The sequence below is a fragment of the Actibacterium sp. D185-2 genome (assembly GCF_054954595.1).
On record NZ_JBPWNX010000010.1, the window covers coordinates 80,383 to 95,545 of the forward strand.

At 63.8% G+C, this 15,163-nt stretch carries 13 protein-coding genes; 7 read left to right on the plus strand and 6 right to left on the minus strand.

Annotated elements, in window-relative coordinates; translation table 11 throughout:
* Positions 1-18: 18 nt before the first annotated feature.
* Positions 19-1,674 carry an energy-dependent translational throttle protein EttA gene (ettA, locus tag ACSR1C_RS15060; RefSeq protein ID WP_460260204.1) on the minus strand — a complete coding sequence of 552 codons (1,656 nt, stop codon included), beginning with the start codon at positions 1,672-1,674 and terminating at the stop codon, positions 19-21.
* 177 nt (positions 1,675-1,851) lie between these two features.
* Here ettA and mgrA point away from each other — a divergent pair, with 177 nt between their 5' ends.
* From mgrA to dacB, 3 genes are all read left to right on the plus strand, one after another.
* Entirely contained in the window at positions 1,852-2,883 is a 1,032-nt protein-coding gene (mgrA, locus tag ACSR1C_RS15065) for an L-glyceraldehyde 3-phosphate reductase (protein ID WP_460260205.1), read from the plus strand.
* A 2-nt stretch (positions 2,884-2,885) separates the two neighbouring features.
* A complete protein-coding gene (locus ACSR1C_RS15070; protein WP_460260231.1) occupies positions 2,886-3,488 on the plus strand; it encodes a nicotinate-nucleotide adenylyltransferase in 603 nt (200 codons plus the stop codon).
* 69 nt (positions 3,489-3,557) lie between these two features.
* Positions 3,558-5,057, plus strand: a complete 1,500-nt coding sequence (gene dacB, locus ACSR1C_RS15075) for a D-alanyl-D-alanine carboxypeptidase/D-alanyl-D-alanine endopeptidase (RefSeq protein ID WP_460260206.1) — start codon at positions 3,558-3,560, stop codon at positions 5,055-5,057.
* A gap of 99 nt (positions 5,058-5,156) precedes the next feature.
* On the opposite strand, the gene ACSR1C_RS15080 is transcribed toward dacB, so the two are convergent.
* Positions 5,157-5,528, minus strand: a complete 372-nt coding sequence (locus ACSR1C_RS15080; protein WP_460260232.1) for a tellurite resistance TerB family protein — start codon at positions 5,526-5,528, stop codon at positions 5,157-5,159.
* Between the two features lie 171 nt (positions 5,529-5,699).
* Here ACSR1C_RS15080 and ACSR1C_RS15085 point away from each other — a divergent pair, with 171 nt between their 5' ends.
* Positions 5,700-7,280, plus strand: coding sequence for a lysine--tRNA ligase (locus tag ACSR1C_RS15085; RefSeq protein ID WP_460260207.1), 1,581 nt, complete (start codon positions 5,700-5,702; stop codon positions 7,278-7,280).
* Here ACSR1C_RS15085 and ACSR1C_RS15090 read toward each other — a convergent pair.
* A complete protein-coding gene (locus ACSR1C_RS15090; RefSeq protein WP_460260208.1) occupies positions 7,277-8,161 on the minus strand; it encodes a CHAD domain-containing protein in 885 nt (294 codons plus the stop codon). The two genes, ACSR1C_RS15085 and ACSR1C_RS15090, sit on opposite strands and share 4 nt — an antisense overlap.
* 304 nt (positions 8,162-8,465) lie before the next feature.
* Here ACSR1C_RS15090 and ACSR1C_RS15095 point away from each other — a divergent pair, with 304 nt between their 5' ends.
* Entirely contained in the window at positions 8,466-10,754 is a 2,289-nt protein-coding gene (locus tag ACSR1C_RS15095) for a glycosyl hydrolase family 28-related protein (RefSeq protein WP_460260209.1), read from the plus strand.
* 44 nt (positions 10,755-10,798) lie between these two features.
* Here ACSR1C_RS15095 and ACSR1C_RS15100 read toward each other — a convergent pair whose 3' ends face one another.
* Positions 10,799-11,290: a HugZ family pyridoxamine 5'-phosphate oxidase gene (locus tag ACSR1C_RS15100; protein ID WP_460260210.1), complete on the minus strand. Its 492-nt coding sequence runs from the start codon at positions 11,288-11,290 to the stop codon at positions 10,799-10,801.
* A gap of 54 nt (positions 11,291-11,344) precedes the next feature.
* Between ACSR1C_RS15100 and ACSR1C_RS15105 the strand changes: the two genes are divergently transcribed.
* Together ACSR1C_RS15105 and ACSR1C_RS15110 are read left to right on the plus strand one after the other, a co-directional pair.
* Positions 11,345-11,941 carry a rhodanese-like domain-containing protein gene (locus tag ACSR1C_RS15105; protein ID WP_460260211.1) on the plus strand — a complete coding sequence of 199 codons (597 nt, stop codon included), beginning with the start codon at positions 11,345-11,347 and terminating at the stop codon, positions 11,939-11,941.
* Positions 11,942-12,030: 89 nt separating this feature from the next.
* Positions 12,031-12,438, plus strand: coding sequence for a universal stress protein (locus ACSR1C_RS15110; protein ID WP_460260212.1), 408 nt, complete (start codon positions 12,031-12,033; stop codon positions 12,436-12,438).
* 73 nt (positions 12,439-12,511) lie between these two features.
* Here the strand turns inward: ACSR1C_RS15110 and ACSR1C_RS15115 are convergent, their stop codons facing one another.
* Together ACSR1C_RS15115 and uvrB are read right to left on the minus strand one after the other, a co-directional pair.
* The gene (locus tag ACSR1C_RS15115) at positions 12,512-12,835 is read right to left on the minus strand and encodes a DnaJ family domain-containing protein (protein WP_460260213.1); all 324 of its coding nucleotides are present in this window, start codon (positions 12,833-12,835) and stop codon (positions 12,512-12,514) included.
* Between the two features lie 94 nt (positions 12,836-12,929).
* Entirely contained in the window at positions 12,930-15,125 is a 2,196-nt protein-coding gene (gene uvrB, locus ACSR1C_RS15120) for an excinuclease ABC subunit UvrB (protein WP_460260214.1), read from the minus strand.
* Positions 15,126-15,163 lie beyond the last annotated feature (38 nt).

The window sequence follows — 15,163 nt, forward strand, 5'->3', positions numbered from 1 at the left end:
CTGTGTGTGAGAAGCCCCTTAGCGGGTAAATTTCTTGTATTTCACCCGCTTCGGCTCCACGCTATCCGGCCCCAGACGGCGGATTTTGTCTTCCTCGTAAGCCTCGAAGTTGCCTTCGAACCATTCCACATGGGCCTCGCCCTCGAACGCCAGGATGTGGGTACACAGCCGGTCAAGAAAGAAGCGGTCGTGCGAGATGATGACCGCACAGCCGGCGAAATCTTCGATCGCAGCCTCAAGCGCCTGCAGGGTTTCGACATCCAGATCGTTGGTCGGTTCGTCAAGAAGCAGCACGTTGCCGCCCGATTTCAGAAGGCGCGCCATGTGCACCCGGTTGCGCTCGCCGCCCGACAGAAGGCCGACCTTTTTCTGCTGGTCCGACCCCTTGAAGTTGAAGGCCGAGCAATACGCGCGCGAGTTCACCTCTGCATCGCCGAGAACGACGATATCGAGACTGTCGGAGATCGCCTCCCAGACGTTCTGATCCGGGTCGAGATCGTCGCGGGACTGGTCGACATAGGAAAGTTTGACCGTCTCGCCGATGCTGATCGTGCCCTCGTCGGGCTGCTCGTCGCCGGTGATCATCTTGAAAAGCGTCGATTTACCGGCGCCGTTCGGGCCGATCACGCCGACGATGCCGCCCGGCGGGATCGAGAAGGAAAGATCCTCGATCAGAAGCTTGTCGCCCATGTGTTTCTTGAGGTTCTCGACCTCGATCACCTTACCGCCAAGGCGGGGGCCGTTCGGGATGATGATCTGGGCGGTACCGATCCGCTCGCGCTCGCTCTCGCTGGCAAGCTTGTCATAGGCGTTGATACGGGCCTTTTGCTTGGCCTGACGGGCCTTGGCACCGGCGCGGATCCATTCGAGTTCCTTTTGCAGGACCTTCTGCTTGGACTTGTCTTCGCGCGCTTCCTGCTCAAGCCGCTTGGCCTTTTGATCGAGCCAGGCGGAATAGTTCCCCTCATACGGAATACCGCGGCCGCGTTCGAGTTCGAGGATCCACGAGGTGATGTCGTCGAGGAAATAGCGATCGTGGGTGACGCAGAGGATGGTGCCCTTGTATTCGATCAGGTGCTTTTGCAGCCAGGCGATGGTTTCGGCGTCCAGGTGGTTGGTCGGTTCGTCAAGCAGCAGCATATCGGGCGCTTCGAGCAGCAGTTTGCACAGCGCGACGCGGCGACGCTCGCCGCCCGAGAGGGTCGCGACATTGGCATCGTCCGGCGGACAGCGCAGCGCCTCGAGCGCGACATCGAGCTGGCTGTCGAGATCCCAGAGGTTCTGGGCGTCGATCACGTCCTGAAGCTCGGCCATCTCGTCGGCGGTCTCGTCGGAGTAGTTCATCGCCAATTCGTTGTAGCGGTCGAGGATTGCCTGTTTTTCCGCAACGCCCTGCATCACGTTCTCGCGCACTGTCAGCGCATCGTCGAGCTGGGGTTCCTGCGCCAGATAGCCGACCTTGGCGCCCTTGGCGGCCCAGGCCTCGCCCTGAAAATCCTTATCGATGCCGGCCATGATGCGCAGCAGGGTGGATTTACCCGAGCCGTTGACGCCGACGACGCCGATCTTCACGCCGGGCAGGAAGTTCAATTTGATATTCTCAAAGCATTTCTTGCCACCGGGATAGGTCTTGGAAACGCCATCCATGTGATAGACGTATTGGTAGGATGCCATTGCGGTGCTGCCCTTCAGGTCATGTGCGGATTGAGGGGACAGATAGCGATTCCATCGGGCAAGGGCAATGTGGGCAGCGCACGATCCCGGCCGGTGATTTCACCCCCCCGGCGCAGGGCATTTGACAATTCCGCGTGACGGGGGCCATTTGGGGCTGTTCATGAGGGGAGGCTTGGCATGGCATATCATCCGGCGGAAAACCGATATGACCGGATGGTCTATCGCAAATGCGGGCGGTCGGGGCTGAAACTGCCCGCCGTATCACTGGGGCTGTGGCACAATTTCGGCGGCGACACGCCGCATGACACCAAACGGGCGATCTGCCAGACGGCGTTCGACCATGGCATCACCCATTTCGATCTGGCCAACAATTACGGCCCGCCGCCGGGCAGCGCCGAAGAGGCGTTCGGTGATATTCTGAAGACCGATTTCGCGGGCTATCGCGATGAGCTGATCATCTCGTCCAAGGCGGGCTATGGCATGTGGCCGGGTCCCTATGGCGAATGGGGCAGCCGGAAATACCTGATCGCGTCGTGCGACCAGTCGCTGAAGCGTATGGGCCTTGATTACGTCGATATCTTCTATTCGCACCGGTTCGACCCCGACACCCCGCTGGAGGAAACCATGGGCGCGCTGGATCAGATCGTGCGATCGGGGCGGGCACTGTATGCCGGGATCAGTTCGTATAACTCCGAACGCACCCGGCAGGCGGTGGCGATCCTGAACGATCTGGGCACGCCCTGCCTGATCCACCAGCCAAGCTACAACATGCTGAACCGCTGGGTCGAGCGTGACGGGCTGAAGGACACGCTGACCGAGCTTGGGATCGGGTCGATCGCGTTCACCCCGCTGGCGCAGGGGTTGCTGACGAAAAAATACCTGGGCGGCATTCCCCAAGGCAGCCGCGCGGCGCAGCACAAATCGCTGGACCCCGCGGTGATCACCGACCACGCGCTGGCCAGCATTCGCGCACTGGACGCGATCGCCGCACGGCGTGGCCAGACCCTGGCGCAGATGGCAATCGCCTGGGTGCTGCGCGGTGGCGGGATCACCACCGCGCTGATCGGGGCGTCGAAACCCGAACAGGTCAGCGATTGCGCCGGCGCAGTGGCCAATCTGGACTTCACGCCCGAAGAACTGGCCGAGATCGACGTCCACGCCACGGAAGAGCACATAAACCTGTGGGCGCAATCCTCGGAGGATGTGTGATCCTGCGCGCAGGTCTGCCGATTGCGAAACCGGGTCAGGTCGTGGGCCTGCTGGGGGGGTCGTTCGACCCGCCCCATGCCGGGCATGCGCATATCACGCGCGAGGCGCTGAAACGCTTCGGGCTGGATCGGGTCTGGTGGCTGGTGTCGCCCGGCAATCCGCTGAAGGCCGAAGGCCCCGCACCGCTGGACAAGCGGCTGGCGGCGGCGCGGGCGTTGATGAACCACCCGCGCGTCAGCGTCACCGATATCGAGGCGCGGATCGGCACCCGCTATACCGCCGAGACCCTGGAAGGGTTGCAGCGGCTCTATCCCGGTGTGCGGTTCATGTGGCTGATGGGGGCCGACAATCTGGCCAGCTTCCATCGCTGGGACCGCTGGGACTGGATCATGGAAAACGTACCCATCGGCGTGATCGCCCGGCCCGGAATGCGGCTGAGCGCGCGGATGTCGAAAGCGGCCGAACGCTATGCCTTCTACCGGATCCCGGCGCGCGCGGCGGTCACCCTGGGGCGGCACCGGGCCCCGGCCTGGTGCTTTGTGAACATTCCGATGATCGACATTTCATCGACCGAGATCCGGGCGCGCGGCGACTGGCGCAGATAGCAGGGCAATACCCCCTGCCGGGGATGAACAGGCTTGTTTGACCGGCGCCGATTTGCTTCACTCCGCCCCATGAGCAATGGGTCTTTCAGGGTATCGCGCCGCTTCGTGATGGCGGGTCTTCTGGCCGGGGTGGCCGAGGGCGCGTTTGCCGAACCGCTGGCCCATTCGCTGCGCCCCCGCCCACGCCCCACGATCGGCCAGACACCCGCCGCCCCGTCCGCGGACAGCCTGATCGCACAGGCGCAACTGAGCGGCAGGATCGGCTTCGTGGTGGCCGATGCACACACCGGTCAGGTGCTCGAGGCGCTGAACCCGCTGCTGCCGCTGCCCCCGGCCAGCACTGCCAAGGCGATCACCACGCTTTACGCATTGCAGCATCTGGGACCGGGCTTCCGGTTCCGCACCCAGGCGGTCGCGACCGGGCCGGTGACGGGCGGGCGCGTGCAGGGCGATCTGGTGCTGGTCGGCGGCGGCGATCCGGTTCTCACCACTGACGATCTGGGCGATCTGGCCGCCAGCCTGAAGGCCGCCGGTGTGCGCGAGGTCGCCGGCCGGTTCCGCTATTACGACGGCGCCTTGCCGGCACTGCGCGCGATCGACCCCGCGCAGCCCGAGCATGTGGGCTATAACCCGGCCATTTCCGGGCTGAATCTGAATTTCAACCGGGTGCATTTCGAATGGCGGCGCGGCACGGCCGGCTGGGACGTGACGATGGACGCGCGGGCCCAGCGTTACCGGCCGCGGGTCAACGTGGCACGAATGCGCGTGGTGAACCGCCAGATCCCGGTTTATACCTATTCCGAGACCAAGGGCGTGGACAACTGGACCGTGGCCAGCGGCGCGTTGGGCAAGGATGGCAGCCGCTGGCTGCCGGTGCGCAACCCCGGCGCCTATACGGCCGAGGTATTCCAGACCCTGGCCCGATCACACGGCATCGCCCTGCCCCGCGCCGAACCGGCCAGCACCGCGCCGCAGGGCACCGCCCTGGCCACGCATGACAGCCCGGAACTGCAGACGATCCTGCAAGGCATGCTGAAATATTCCACCAACCTGACGGCCGAGGCCGTGGGCATGACCGCAACCCGGGCGCGCGGGCTGCACCCGGCGTCGCTGTCCGCCTCGGCCGGTGCGATGGAAACCTGGCTCGCCACGGTACTGAACGGGGGCACGGCGGATTTCCGGGATCACTCGGGGCTGGGCCCGCGCTCACGCATCTCGGCCAGCGAAATGACCCGCGCGCTGGTCCGGTTCGGGCCGGGCGGACCGCTGAAGGGGCTGATGAAGGATGTCCCGATGCGCGATGCGCAGGGCAAAGCGGTCAAGGGCCATCCGGCAAAAATCCGGGCCAAGACCGGAACCCTGAATTTCGTCAGCGCCCTGACCGGCTATGTGACGGCGGCGGACGGCACCGAACTGGCCTTTACCATCTTCATGGCCGACGAGGAACGGCGCGCCGCGCTCTCGCGCGACCAGTTCGAACGCCCCGAAGGCGGCCGTACCTGGATCCGCCGCGCCCATCTTCTGCAGGGCCGGCTGATCGACCGCTGGGCCACGCTTTACGGCGCGTGACCCCCTGCCCCTTCTTCTTGGCGAAAATACTCCCGCCGGAGGCGCCTGAGCATCCGCAGGATGCGAGGCAAGGGAAATGGCCCGGAACGGGCCGCAATCCTACAGCGTCATATGCCGCGCGCGGGCGCCGCGTTCGATGGCCGCGCCGGCCAGACGGTCGATATCCAGCTCATAGCGGATTTCCTCCAGCAGACGCAGCTCGCTTTCCATCAACTTTCCGTCGGCGGCGGCCACGTCGCAGGCCATGGCATAGGCGGTTTCATACAGTTTTTCGGGCAGCGCCTCGCGCACCAGACCGAACAGCGCGTCCAACCCGTCCTCCTCCTCGAACAGATCGAAAACGGTGCTGGCGATCACGCTGGTGCGGTCATTGTCGTAATCGGCGAAGACCGGAAAATGGTTCACGATCCGCTGAATCGTGACCAGTTCCGAGGTCGGCAGCTTTTCGTCCGAGGCGGAAACCGCGATCATGATCGCAACCAGGCTGTCCTGGGCGGTCAGCGGTATCGGGGATTGGGTCAATTTGGCCTCCTTCGGGTGCCTTATGTTTGGGGTGCAGAATATTGACGTGGGTGCCGTGGCACAATAGGTAGCGGTGCCGGTCACGCATGGGGCGGGGCCGCGATGAAAGTAGTGTGACCCATGTCCGAACAGCGTGACGCCGCGATGTCCTCCAAAGCCTGGCCCTTTGAAGAGGCACGCCGGCTGCTCAAACGCTATGAAAAGGCGCCCCCCGAAAAGGGGTATGTGCTGTTCGAGACCGGCTATGGCCCGTCCGGCCTGCCGCATATCGGCACCTTCGGCGAAGTCGCGCGTACCACGATGATCCGCCGCGCGTTCGAAGCGATCAGCGACATGCCGACGCGGCTGATCTGTTTTTCGGACGATATGGACGGCATGCGCAAGGTGCCCGACAACGTGCCGCAGCAGGACATGCTGCGCGAGAACCTGCAGCGCCCGCTGACCTCGGTCCCCGATCCGTTCGGCGAGTTCGAAAGCTTCGGCCACCACAACAACGCCATGCTGCGCCGGTTCCTGGATACGTTCGGCTTTGAGTATGAATTCATTTCGGCCACCGATTTCTACAAGGATGGCCTGTTCGACGAGGTACTGCTGCGCGCCGCGGAACGCTATGATGCGTTGATGGAGGTGATGCTGAAATCCCTGCGCGAAGAGCGCCAGCAAACCTATTCCATCTTCCTGCCGATCCATCCCGAAACCGGGCGGGTGATGTATGTCCCGATGAAAGAGGTCAATGCCAAGGATGGCACGATCACCTTCGACGACGAGGACGGGCGCGAGTGGACCCTGCCGGTGACCGGCGGTCAGGTGAAATTGCAGTGGAAGCCCGATTTCGGCGCACGCTGGGCGGCGCTGGATGTCGATTTCGAGATGTACGGCAAGGACCATTCCACCAACACGCCGATCTATGACCGGATCTGTGAAATCCTGGGCGGCCGCAAGCCCGAGCATTTCACCTATGAACTGTTCCTGGACGAGAATGGCGAGAAGATTTCGAAATCCAAGGGCAATGGCCTGACGATCGACGAATGGCTTACCTATGCCTCGCCGGAATCGCTGAGCTATTTCATGTATCTCAAGCCGAAAACCGCCAAGCGGATGTATTTCGATGTCATCCCGAAAGCGGTGGACGAATATCACCAGCAGTTGCGCGCCTATCCCGATCAGGACGCCAAGGCGCAGATCAACAACCCGGTATGGCACATCCACGGCGGCACCCCGCCGCAAAGCCACATGGTGGTGCCGTTCGCGATGCTGCTGAACTTGGCCTCGGTCGCGGGGGCCACCGACAAGGATGGGCTGTGGGGCTTTATCAAGCGCTATGCCCCCGAGGCCAGCGCCGAAACCCACCCCGATCTGGATCAGGCGGCGGAATTCGCGGTGCGCTATTTCCGCGATTTCGTGGCGCCGACCCGCGCCTTCCGCCTGCCGAGTGAACAGGAGCGCACGGCGCTGGAGGATCTGGTGACCCGGCTGAAAGCGTGGGACAGGGGCCTGGACGGCGAAGAGCTGCAAAGCCTTGTCTTCGCCGTGGGCAAGGAACACGGGTTCGAGAATCTGCGCGACTGGTTCAAGGCGCTGTACGAGGTGCTTCTGGGCGCCAGTCAGGGGCCGCGCTTTGGCGGGTTCATCGCGCTTTACGGCGTCGCGGAAACCGTCGCCCTGATCGAAAAGGGGCTGGCGGGGGAACTGGCAGCCTAGTCCGCCTTTCCGCCCTTCCATTTCGCCCACCAATGGCCCAGGCGCTTGACCTGGGTCTTGGCCTTGCCGGAATACAGGTCTTGGCCAAGTGCGAGGGCCTGATCCTGAAGCAGCTTTTGCCGCTCGGCGATCAGTGCGTCGAAGTCATTCCACATCGCCGGATCGCCGGGCAGCGCGTCCTGACCTTGCAGGAAATCCCGCAACACCGACAGATCGTGGTGATCGCCCAGCAACTCGCTCAGATCGCGGGCGGCGCGGGCGCGGTCCCGCAGCGTACCAGGCCGGGTGGGGGCCAGAAGGCGGGTGTGATACCAGTTATATTTCACCCGCTTGCGCCATTCATGCACGTTGGTGTCACTGGAATCTTGCGCAAAATCCGCCATCGCCCGCGCCGCGCGCTTGCGGGTCAGGGTCAGCCCGTCCTTCATCGCGCCAAAGCCCTTGGCCTCAAGCGTCCAACCTTCGGCCCGGTCGCGGACGCGGATCAGCTCGGCCCGGACGGGCTGTAGATCCTGTGCGCTGACCTGATCCTTGGCAGAACTAAGAAACGCGCGCACCGGGGCAAAGCGATCCGCGCCCGCCCGGCCCGCCATCAACTTGCCAAAGGTTTCAAGCCGGCCCTCCAGATCGCGCTGGCCCGAAAGCTGACGCGCGGCATCGCGGATGGCGGCGTTTTCAACCGCATAGCCGGGAAAGACCGGCCGCACGAGGCGCACAAGGCCGCGCAGCTTCTTGGCATGTTTGCGCAGCTGATGAATCTTTTCGTCCGGGTCCATCTGCGGATCGTCGATCTCGGCCAGGGCGCTGTCGATCTGCTCCAGCGCGATGCGGCGCACACCGTGTTGAACGCTTTTGTCCTTGCGTCGGAATTCATAGGCCATTGCCTGCCCTCTCATCCGGGGTTGCGGGGTCGCGTCGCGACCCACCACAGGGATATTTAGGGATGAATGCCATGAATTGCAGCGCAAGGCGCCCGATATTCCACCGAAAATCCGCGTCCGATGGCCGCGCTTAAGCGGGCCTTAACCCTTTGCTGTTAGGGCTTGCATCTGACCCGGGCCGGATCGGCCCCCGGGCACTTCTTCTCACGACAGTGACTGACAATTGAGCGGAGCTTCGGCAGCCGGCGATCTGTGCTGCCCGATGCGCCGGGCGCAATGCGTGCGCATATGGAAAGGGGTTTGGATGAACAAGGCAATTACCGATGGGCTGCTCGTGATGCCGCCGGAATTCGCGGCCGGGCTGGAGGTCTGGTCGAGCGAGGACGGCACCCCGGGATCGGCCACCTATGACGGCGCCTCGAACGCGGCCCTGGTGTCGGCGGATCAGGATTTCGGCAGCTGTCTGGAACTGGCCAAGACCGACAGCATCCAGAAACTGCGCTATATGGGCCAGACGCCGATCCTGCCGGGGTGCTATCTGCGGGTGACGGCGCGGGTCAAGGCGATCAGCGGCAACCTGCCCGATCTGCGCATCGCCGCCTGGGCCGGCGACGGCAGCGAAACCCATGTGACCGGCCTGACCGAAACCGGCCCGGCGACCACCCTGACCGCCTATGGCCAGGTCGTGACGATCAGCGCCATCATCGGCAGCGGCCAGCGTGGCGGCGTGGACATGGCTTGGGGGACGACCCCGATCTATGCCCATGTCGGCCTGGACATGACCGGCGCCAATGGCGGGGTGGTGCGGATCGACGATCTGGTGGTCGAGGATGTCACCAGCGTTTTCCTGCGCGAGATGATGGATTGGGTCGATGTGCGCGATTACGGCGCGGTGGGCGACGGGGTGACCGATGACCGCGCCGCGTTCGAGGCCGCCGACGCCGCCGCCGCCGGGCGCGGGGTTCTGGTGCCGGGCGGCACCTATTACTTGGGCGGACACATGACATTCGAAAGCGAAGTCAGGTTCGAGGGCACGGTAACCATGCCCGACGACCGCCGCCTGACCCTGACCAAGAATTTCGACCTGCCCGCCTATATCGACGCCTTCGGTGACGAGCGCGAGGGATTCAAGCGCGCGGTCGCGGTTCTGTTCAACTATTCCGACCACGAAAGCCTGGACATGAAAGGCCGCCGGGTCGAGGTCGATGCGCCGATCGACATGCAGGCGCTGGCCGGCAAGGACAGTTATTCCACCCGCCGGGTGATCCGAAACGGCCAGATCACCGCGTTGCCCTCGGCCAATTGGGACACCGATGTGGTCACGTCGCAGGCCAGCTATGCCACCTCGGACAAGCTGAAGCTGACCGGCGTGACGAATGTGGCCAATATCGCCATCGGCGCGCTGATCGAGGGGCTGGGCGTGGGCCGCGAGGTTTATGTCCGCGATACCAATGTGGGTGCCGGAACGATCACGCTGAGCCAACCCCTGTTCGATGCGGCGGGCACCCAGACCTATACGTTCACGCGGTTCAAGTACCTGCTGGATTTCAGCGGCTTCGCCTCGCTCAGCCGGTTCGTGCTGGCCGATGTGGATGTGCAGTGCCAGGGCGAGGCCAGCGGCATCATGCTGGCGCCCGACGGGCTGATCTTTCATGTGCGCGACTGTTTCTTCACCGCGCCCAGGGATCGCGGGATGACCTCGATCGGCGGCGGCTGTCAGGGCCTGCTGGTGGACCGCTGTCAGTTCCTGTCGAACGAGCAACCGCTGCGCGCGCAGGACCGGGTGACGATCGGCATGAACGTCAATTCAAACGACAGCAAGATCCGCGACAACCGGATCGTGCGCTTCGCCCATTTCGGGGTCTGGGCCGGCACCGGCCATATCTTTCTGGGCAACCACTGCTTCCAGGGCGACAGTGAAACCACCGGCATCCGTCAGGCCGGAATCATCCTGACCACCACCAACGCGAAGACCACGATCACCGCCAACTATATCGACAATTGCTTTGTCGAATGGACCAACGAGCATGACGACGATCCACCCCATAACAACGAGCTGTCCTTCGGCGGGCTGACGGTCAGCGGCAATATCTTCATGTGCGGCGATGTGGGATCGTGGTTCCGGTTTTTCGTGATCAAGCCGGTGGGGCCGGGTCACTTCATCCACGGGTTCAACCTGTCGGGCAATGTGTTCAAGTCGATCAACGGCAATATCGACCGGGTGGATTACGTCGACACCACCTATGCCGATCTCGACCATGGGCGGGCGCGCAACATCACCGTGCAGGGCAACACGTTCAACGGGATCGATCAGTTCATCGCGAATCCGGTGATGCTGCAATTCGACGAAAACAGCGCCACCAAGACCTGGGTCTGCCCGTTTGGCGCCCCCCTGCCCTTTGGCGGTCGGGCGCGCAACCTTGTGGCGATGACCACCGAGGGCAAGATCGAGGATGGCAGCGGTGCGGTCGTGTCGGCCTTCCCCTATGCCAAGGTCGAACAAGGCACCGACAAGAACGAGGTGCATCTGGTCTGGCCCGATCCGGTGAAGGGCCGTGTGCAGGTGACCGCGCGGATGGACAATCCGACCTGATTGAACCGCGCCACACCTTCCCGCGCCCACGCGCGGGAAGGGTTTCATGTGTCGAAAAGATCGGCCGGGATCAGGTGAAACGCCTTGCCGAACCCGCCGTTCAGATGCGCCCCGGTCACATCGAACAGAACGAACCCGAAATCCGCGAAGCCGATATAGAGTTTCGCCTTGGGATGGCTTTGCAGGTAATGCGCGGCCAGGACGGAATGCGCGTCACTGTCGCGCGGGACAAATCGGGCCCGTGCCATCAGGGTCAGGCGCGGATGGATCAGCGGATCGCCCTTCGGGCCCGGTTCGCCCAGCAGCAGCGCGCAGGCCGGATTGGCACGCAGCGCGCGCGTGTGGTGCGCCAGGTCCGATATCAGGCTGAGCGGGCGGCCCTGCGGCGACAGGCCCAGCGCGATGCGCGAGGCATAGGGCGCCCCGGTATCGGGATCGGTGACCGCCAGCGCGCCATGGGTCGCCCCGCGCAGCAGGTCGCGGGCCAAGGTGCGTGCCTCGTCATCGGTGGGACGGATCGGGCGTTGCGTTTGCATGGGTGACCCCGGGCGGTTTTGCCCTATCATGTCAGGCATGACAGGGAGGACAAGATGAGACATCTGTTGCGTATCGCGGCGCTGATGCTGCTGGCCATGCCGGTACAGGCCGACGAACTGAAGGTGATGATCGCCCGCGACCGGCCCACGGTCGAGGTACAGACACCCGAAGGGCCGGTGACGATCCAGCGCGCGCAGGATACCGCGCATGAGGTCAGCGGCGAATGGGCCCGCACCTCGCGCCCCTGCCCGCCCTTCTGCATTCAGCCGATGAGTCCGGCCGAGGGCGTCACCACCATCGGCGAGCTGGAACTGCTGGACATGCTGGAGGACCCCGAGATTCTGGTGCTGGACAGCCGCACCGCCGATTGGCACGCCCGGGGCACCATCCCCGGCGCCCTGCACATGCCCTATACTCAGGTGGTGGACCGGCTGACCGAACTTGGCTGCGAGCCGGATTTCGACGGCTGGGACTGTAGCGATGCGCGGCGTGTGGCGCTGTTTTGCAACGGGCCGTGGTGTGGGCAGTCGCCCTCGGCGGTCCGCAGCATGATCGCGGCGGGCTATCCGCCCGAGCGGATCTTCTATTACCGCGGCGGCATGCAAAGCTGGCAGATGCTGGGGCTGACGGTGGTCACGCCCGGCGGCTGACCGGACGCAAGGCGCGATGTTTTTCTGATTTGCATCATGGTGGCCACGGGTTTCCCATGCCAGCCTGCGCGGGCAAGAGGAGGACATCCATGTACAAGCACATCCTGGTTCCCATCGCGCTGGATCACAGCCCGAACACCGCCGCCGCGCTGAACATCGCCCACGCATTGTTGGCCGAGGGTGGGCGGATCACCGCCCTGACTGTGGTCGAAGCGATCCCGGCCTATGTGTCGCAATACCTGCCCGAAGGCCAGGCCGAGGAGACCCGCGCCATGGTCCGGGCCGAACTGCTGGCCGAGGTCGGCGCGCCGGGCATCGTGGCGGCAGATGTGGTGACGGGCCACGCGGGCCGCACCATCGTGGAATATGCACAGGAACATGAGGCCGATTGCATCGTCATCGCCTCGCACCGGCCCGGTCTGCAGGATTATTTCCTGGGTTCGACCGCCGCGCGGGTGGTGCGCCATGCGCCTTGTGCCGTGCATGTGGTGCGGTAGGTCGGGGGGGGGGGCTGAAAGGATACAGCGAAGACCGTGATAGGGTGGCACCCACCTTAGGCAAGGGGCGGCCCTAGCGGGTGCTGTAGAACTTGCGCCGCGCCTCTTCCTGAATGGCGAGTTTTTGCTGGATCTCGGCAAAAACCGCCATTTCGCGTTTGCGGTCTTCTGGATCGGTGGTTTGCGCCAGTTTCTGCGCCTGCGCCTTGAGCGCCTTGCGCAGCTCCACGTCCTGGGACAGCGCGCCGGCCTCGGCCATGATGCGAAAGCTGGCCTCTTCAGCGAAATCGCCATGACCGGGCGGCGGCAGGGGCTTGCCCGCCCCCTTGAGGTTGTCGAGCTGTCCTTCGGCCTGGGCCTTGCGGATCTGGTGTTCGGAAAGCTGGCTGAGTTTCATGGGAGGAAGGATAGCATGGATTGGCGAAAGTGGAGGGGCGTAAGTGTGATGGCTCGGCACCCCGCCTACGAGGAGGGTCACGACCTTGCTTCCCTTAAGATTTCCGCTTCTTCACGCCCCCCCGCTGCCCCGGACGCCCCGCCGTAGACCGGCCGCGCGCGCCGACCGCAGCCGCGCTGGCGGCCTCGACCGCCGATTGTCGCGCCAGCGGATCGTCGGAGATGGCCAGATCGACCGCCTCCAGCCGCTTGACCTCGTCGCGCAGCCTTGCGGCCTCTTCGAATTCCAGGTTCTCGGCCGCCTTGCGCATCTGGGCGCGCAGCCCGTCCAGGTGGGCCTCCAGGTTGGCGCCGTGCAGCGGCTTGTCGATGATCGCCGTCACCCGGTTCATATCCACGTCGCCCTTGTAGAGACCTTGCAGAATATCCTCGACGTTCTTCTTGACCGTCGCCGGGGTGATTCCGTGTTCGAGGTTATAGGCGATCTGCTTTTCGCGGCGGCGGTCGGTTTCGTCCATCGCGCGTTGCATGCTGCCGGTGATCCGGTCGGCATACATGATCACCCGGCCTTCGGCGTTGCGCGCCGCCCGCCCGATCGTCTGGATCAACGAAGTTTCAGAGCGCAGGAAGCCTTCCTTGTCCGCGTCCAGAATGGCCACCAATCCGCATTCGGGGATATCCAGGCCCTCGCGCAGCAGGTTGATGCCGATCAGCACATCGAACGCGCCCAGCCGCAGGTCGCGCAGAATCTCGATCCGTTCGATCGTGTCGATGTCCGAATGCATGTAGCGCACCTTGATGCCCTGTTCGTGCAGGTATTCGGTCAGATCCTCGGCCATGCGTTTGGTCAGCGTGGTGACCAGCGTGCGGAACCCCTGCGCCGTCACCTTGCGAATCTCGTCCATCACGTCATCGACCTGGGTCTCGACCGGGCGGATTTCAATTATCGGGTCCAACAGGCCGGTGGGGCGGATCACCTGTTCGGTGAAGACGCCGCCGGTCTGCTCCAACTCCCACGCCGCCGGCGTGGCCGAGACGAACACAGATTGCGGGCGCATGGCGTCCCATTCCTCGAACTTCAGCGGGCGGTTGTCCATGCAGGACGGCAGGCGGAACCCGTGTTCGGCCAACGTCATCTTGCGCCGGAAGTCGCCCTTGTACATGCCCCCGATCTGCGGGACCGAGACATGGCTTTCATCGGCAAAGACGATGGCGTTGTCGGGGATGAATTCGAACAGCGTGGGGGGCGGCTCGCCGGGGGCGCGGCCGGTCAGATAGCGCGAATAGTTTTCAATCCCCGAGCAGACGCCGGTGGCCTCCAGCATCTCCAGATCGAAATTGCAGCGCTGTTCCAGCCGCTGCGCCTCCAGCAACTTGCCCTCGGCCATCAGTTGATCCAGCCGCTGGCGCAGCTCTTTCTTGATGCCGATGATCGCCTGTTTCATCGTCGGCTTGGGGGTGACGTAATGCGAATTGGCATAGACCCGGATGCGGTCGAACGTATCGGTCTTTTCGCCGGTCAGCGGGTCGAATTCGGTGATGCCTTCCAGCTCTTCGCCGAAGAAGGACAGCCTCCAGGCGCGATCCTCCAGGTGAGCGGGCCAGATTTCGAGGCTGTCGCCGCGCACCCGGAAACTGCCGCGCTGAAACGCGGTGTCGTTGCGGCGATAGGCCTGGGCGATCAGATCCGCCATCACCTTGCGTTGGTCGTATTCGTTGCCGACGATCAGATCCTGGGTCATCGCGCCATAGGTTTCGACCGAGCCGATACCATAGATGCACGACACCGAGGCCACGATGATCACATCGTCGCGTTCCAGCAGCGCACGGGTGGCCGAGTGGCGCATCCGGTCGATCTGTTCGTTGATCTGGCTTTCCTTCTCGATGAAGGTATCCGAGCGCGCGACATAGGCTTCGGGCTGATAATAATCGTAGTAGGAGACGAAATATTCCACCGCGTTGTCGGGAAAGAAACTTTTGAATTCGCCGTAAAGCTGGGCCGCCAGCGTCTTGTTGGGGGCCAGGATGATGGCCGGGCGCTGGGTTTGTTCGATCACCTTGGCCATGGTGAAGGTCTTGCCGGTGCCGGTGGCGCCCAGCAACACCTGATCATGCTCGCCCGTATCTATGCCTTCCGACAGCTCGGCAATCGCCGTGGGCTGGTCGCCCGCCGGTTCGAATTCCGTCTGCAACACGAAGCGCTTGCCGCCTTCCAGCTTGGGGCGGGTCTTCACATCCGGGGCGGGCGCGTGCAACAGCGGTTCGGACTTGTCGGAATGGGCATAGGGCATGGGGCGATTCCTTTGGCGGCCCCTCAGATTTGATCTGT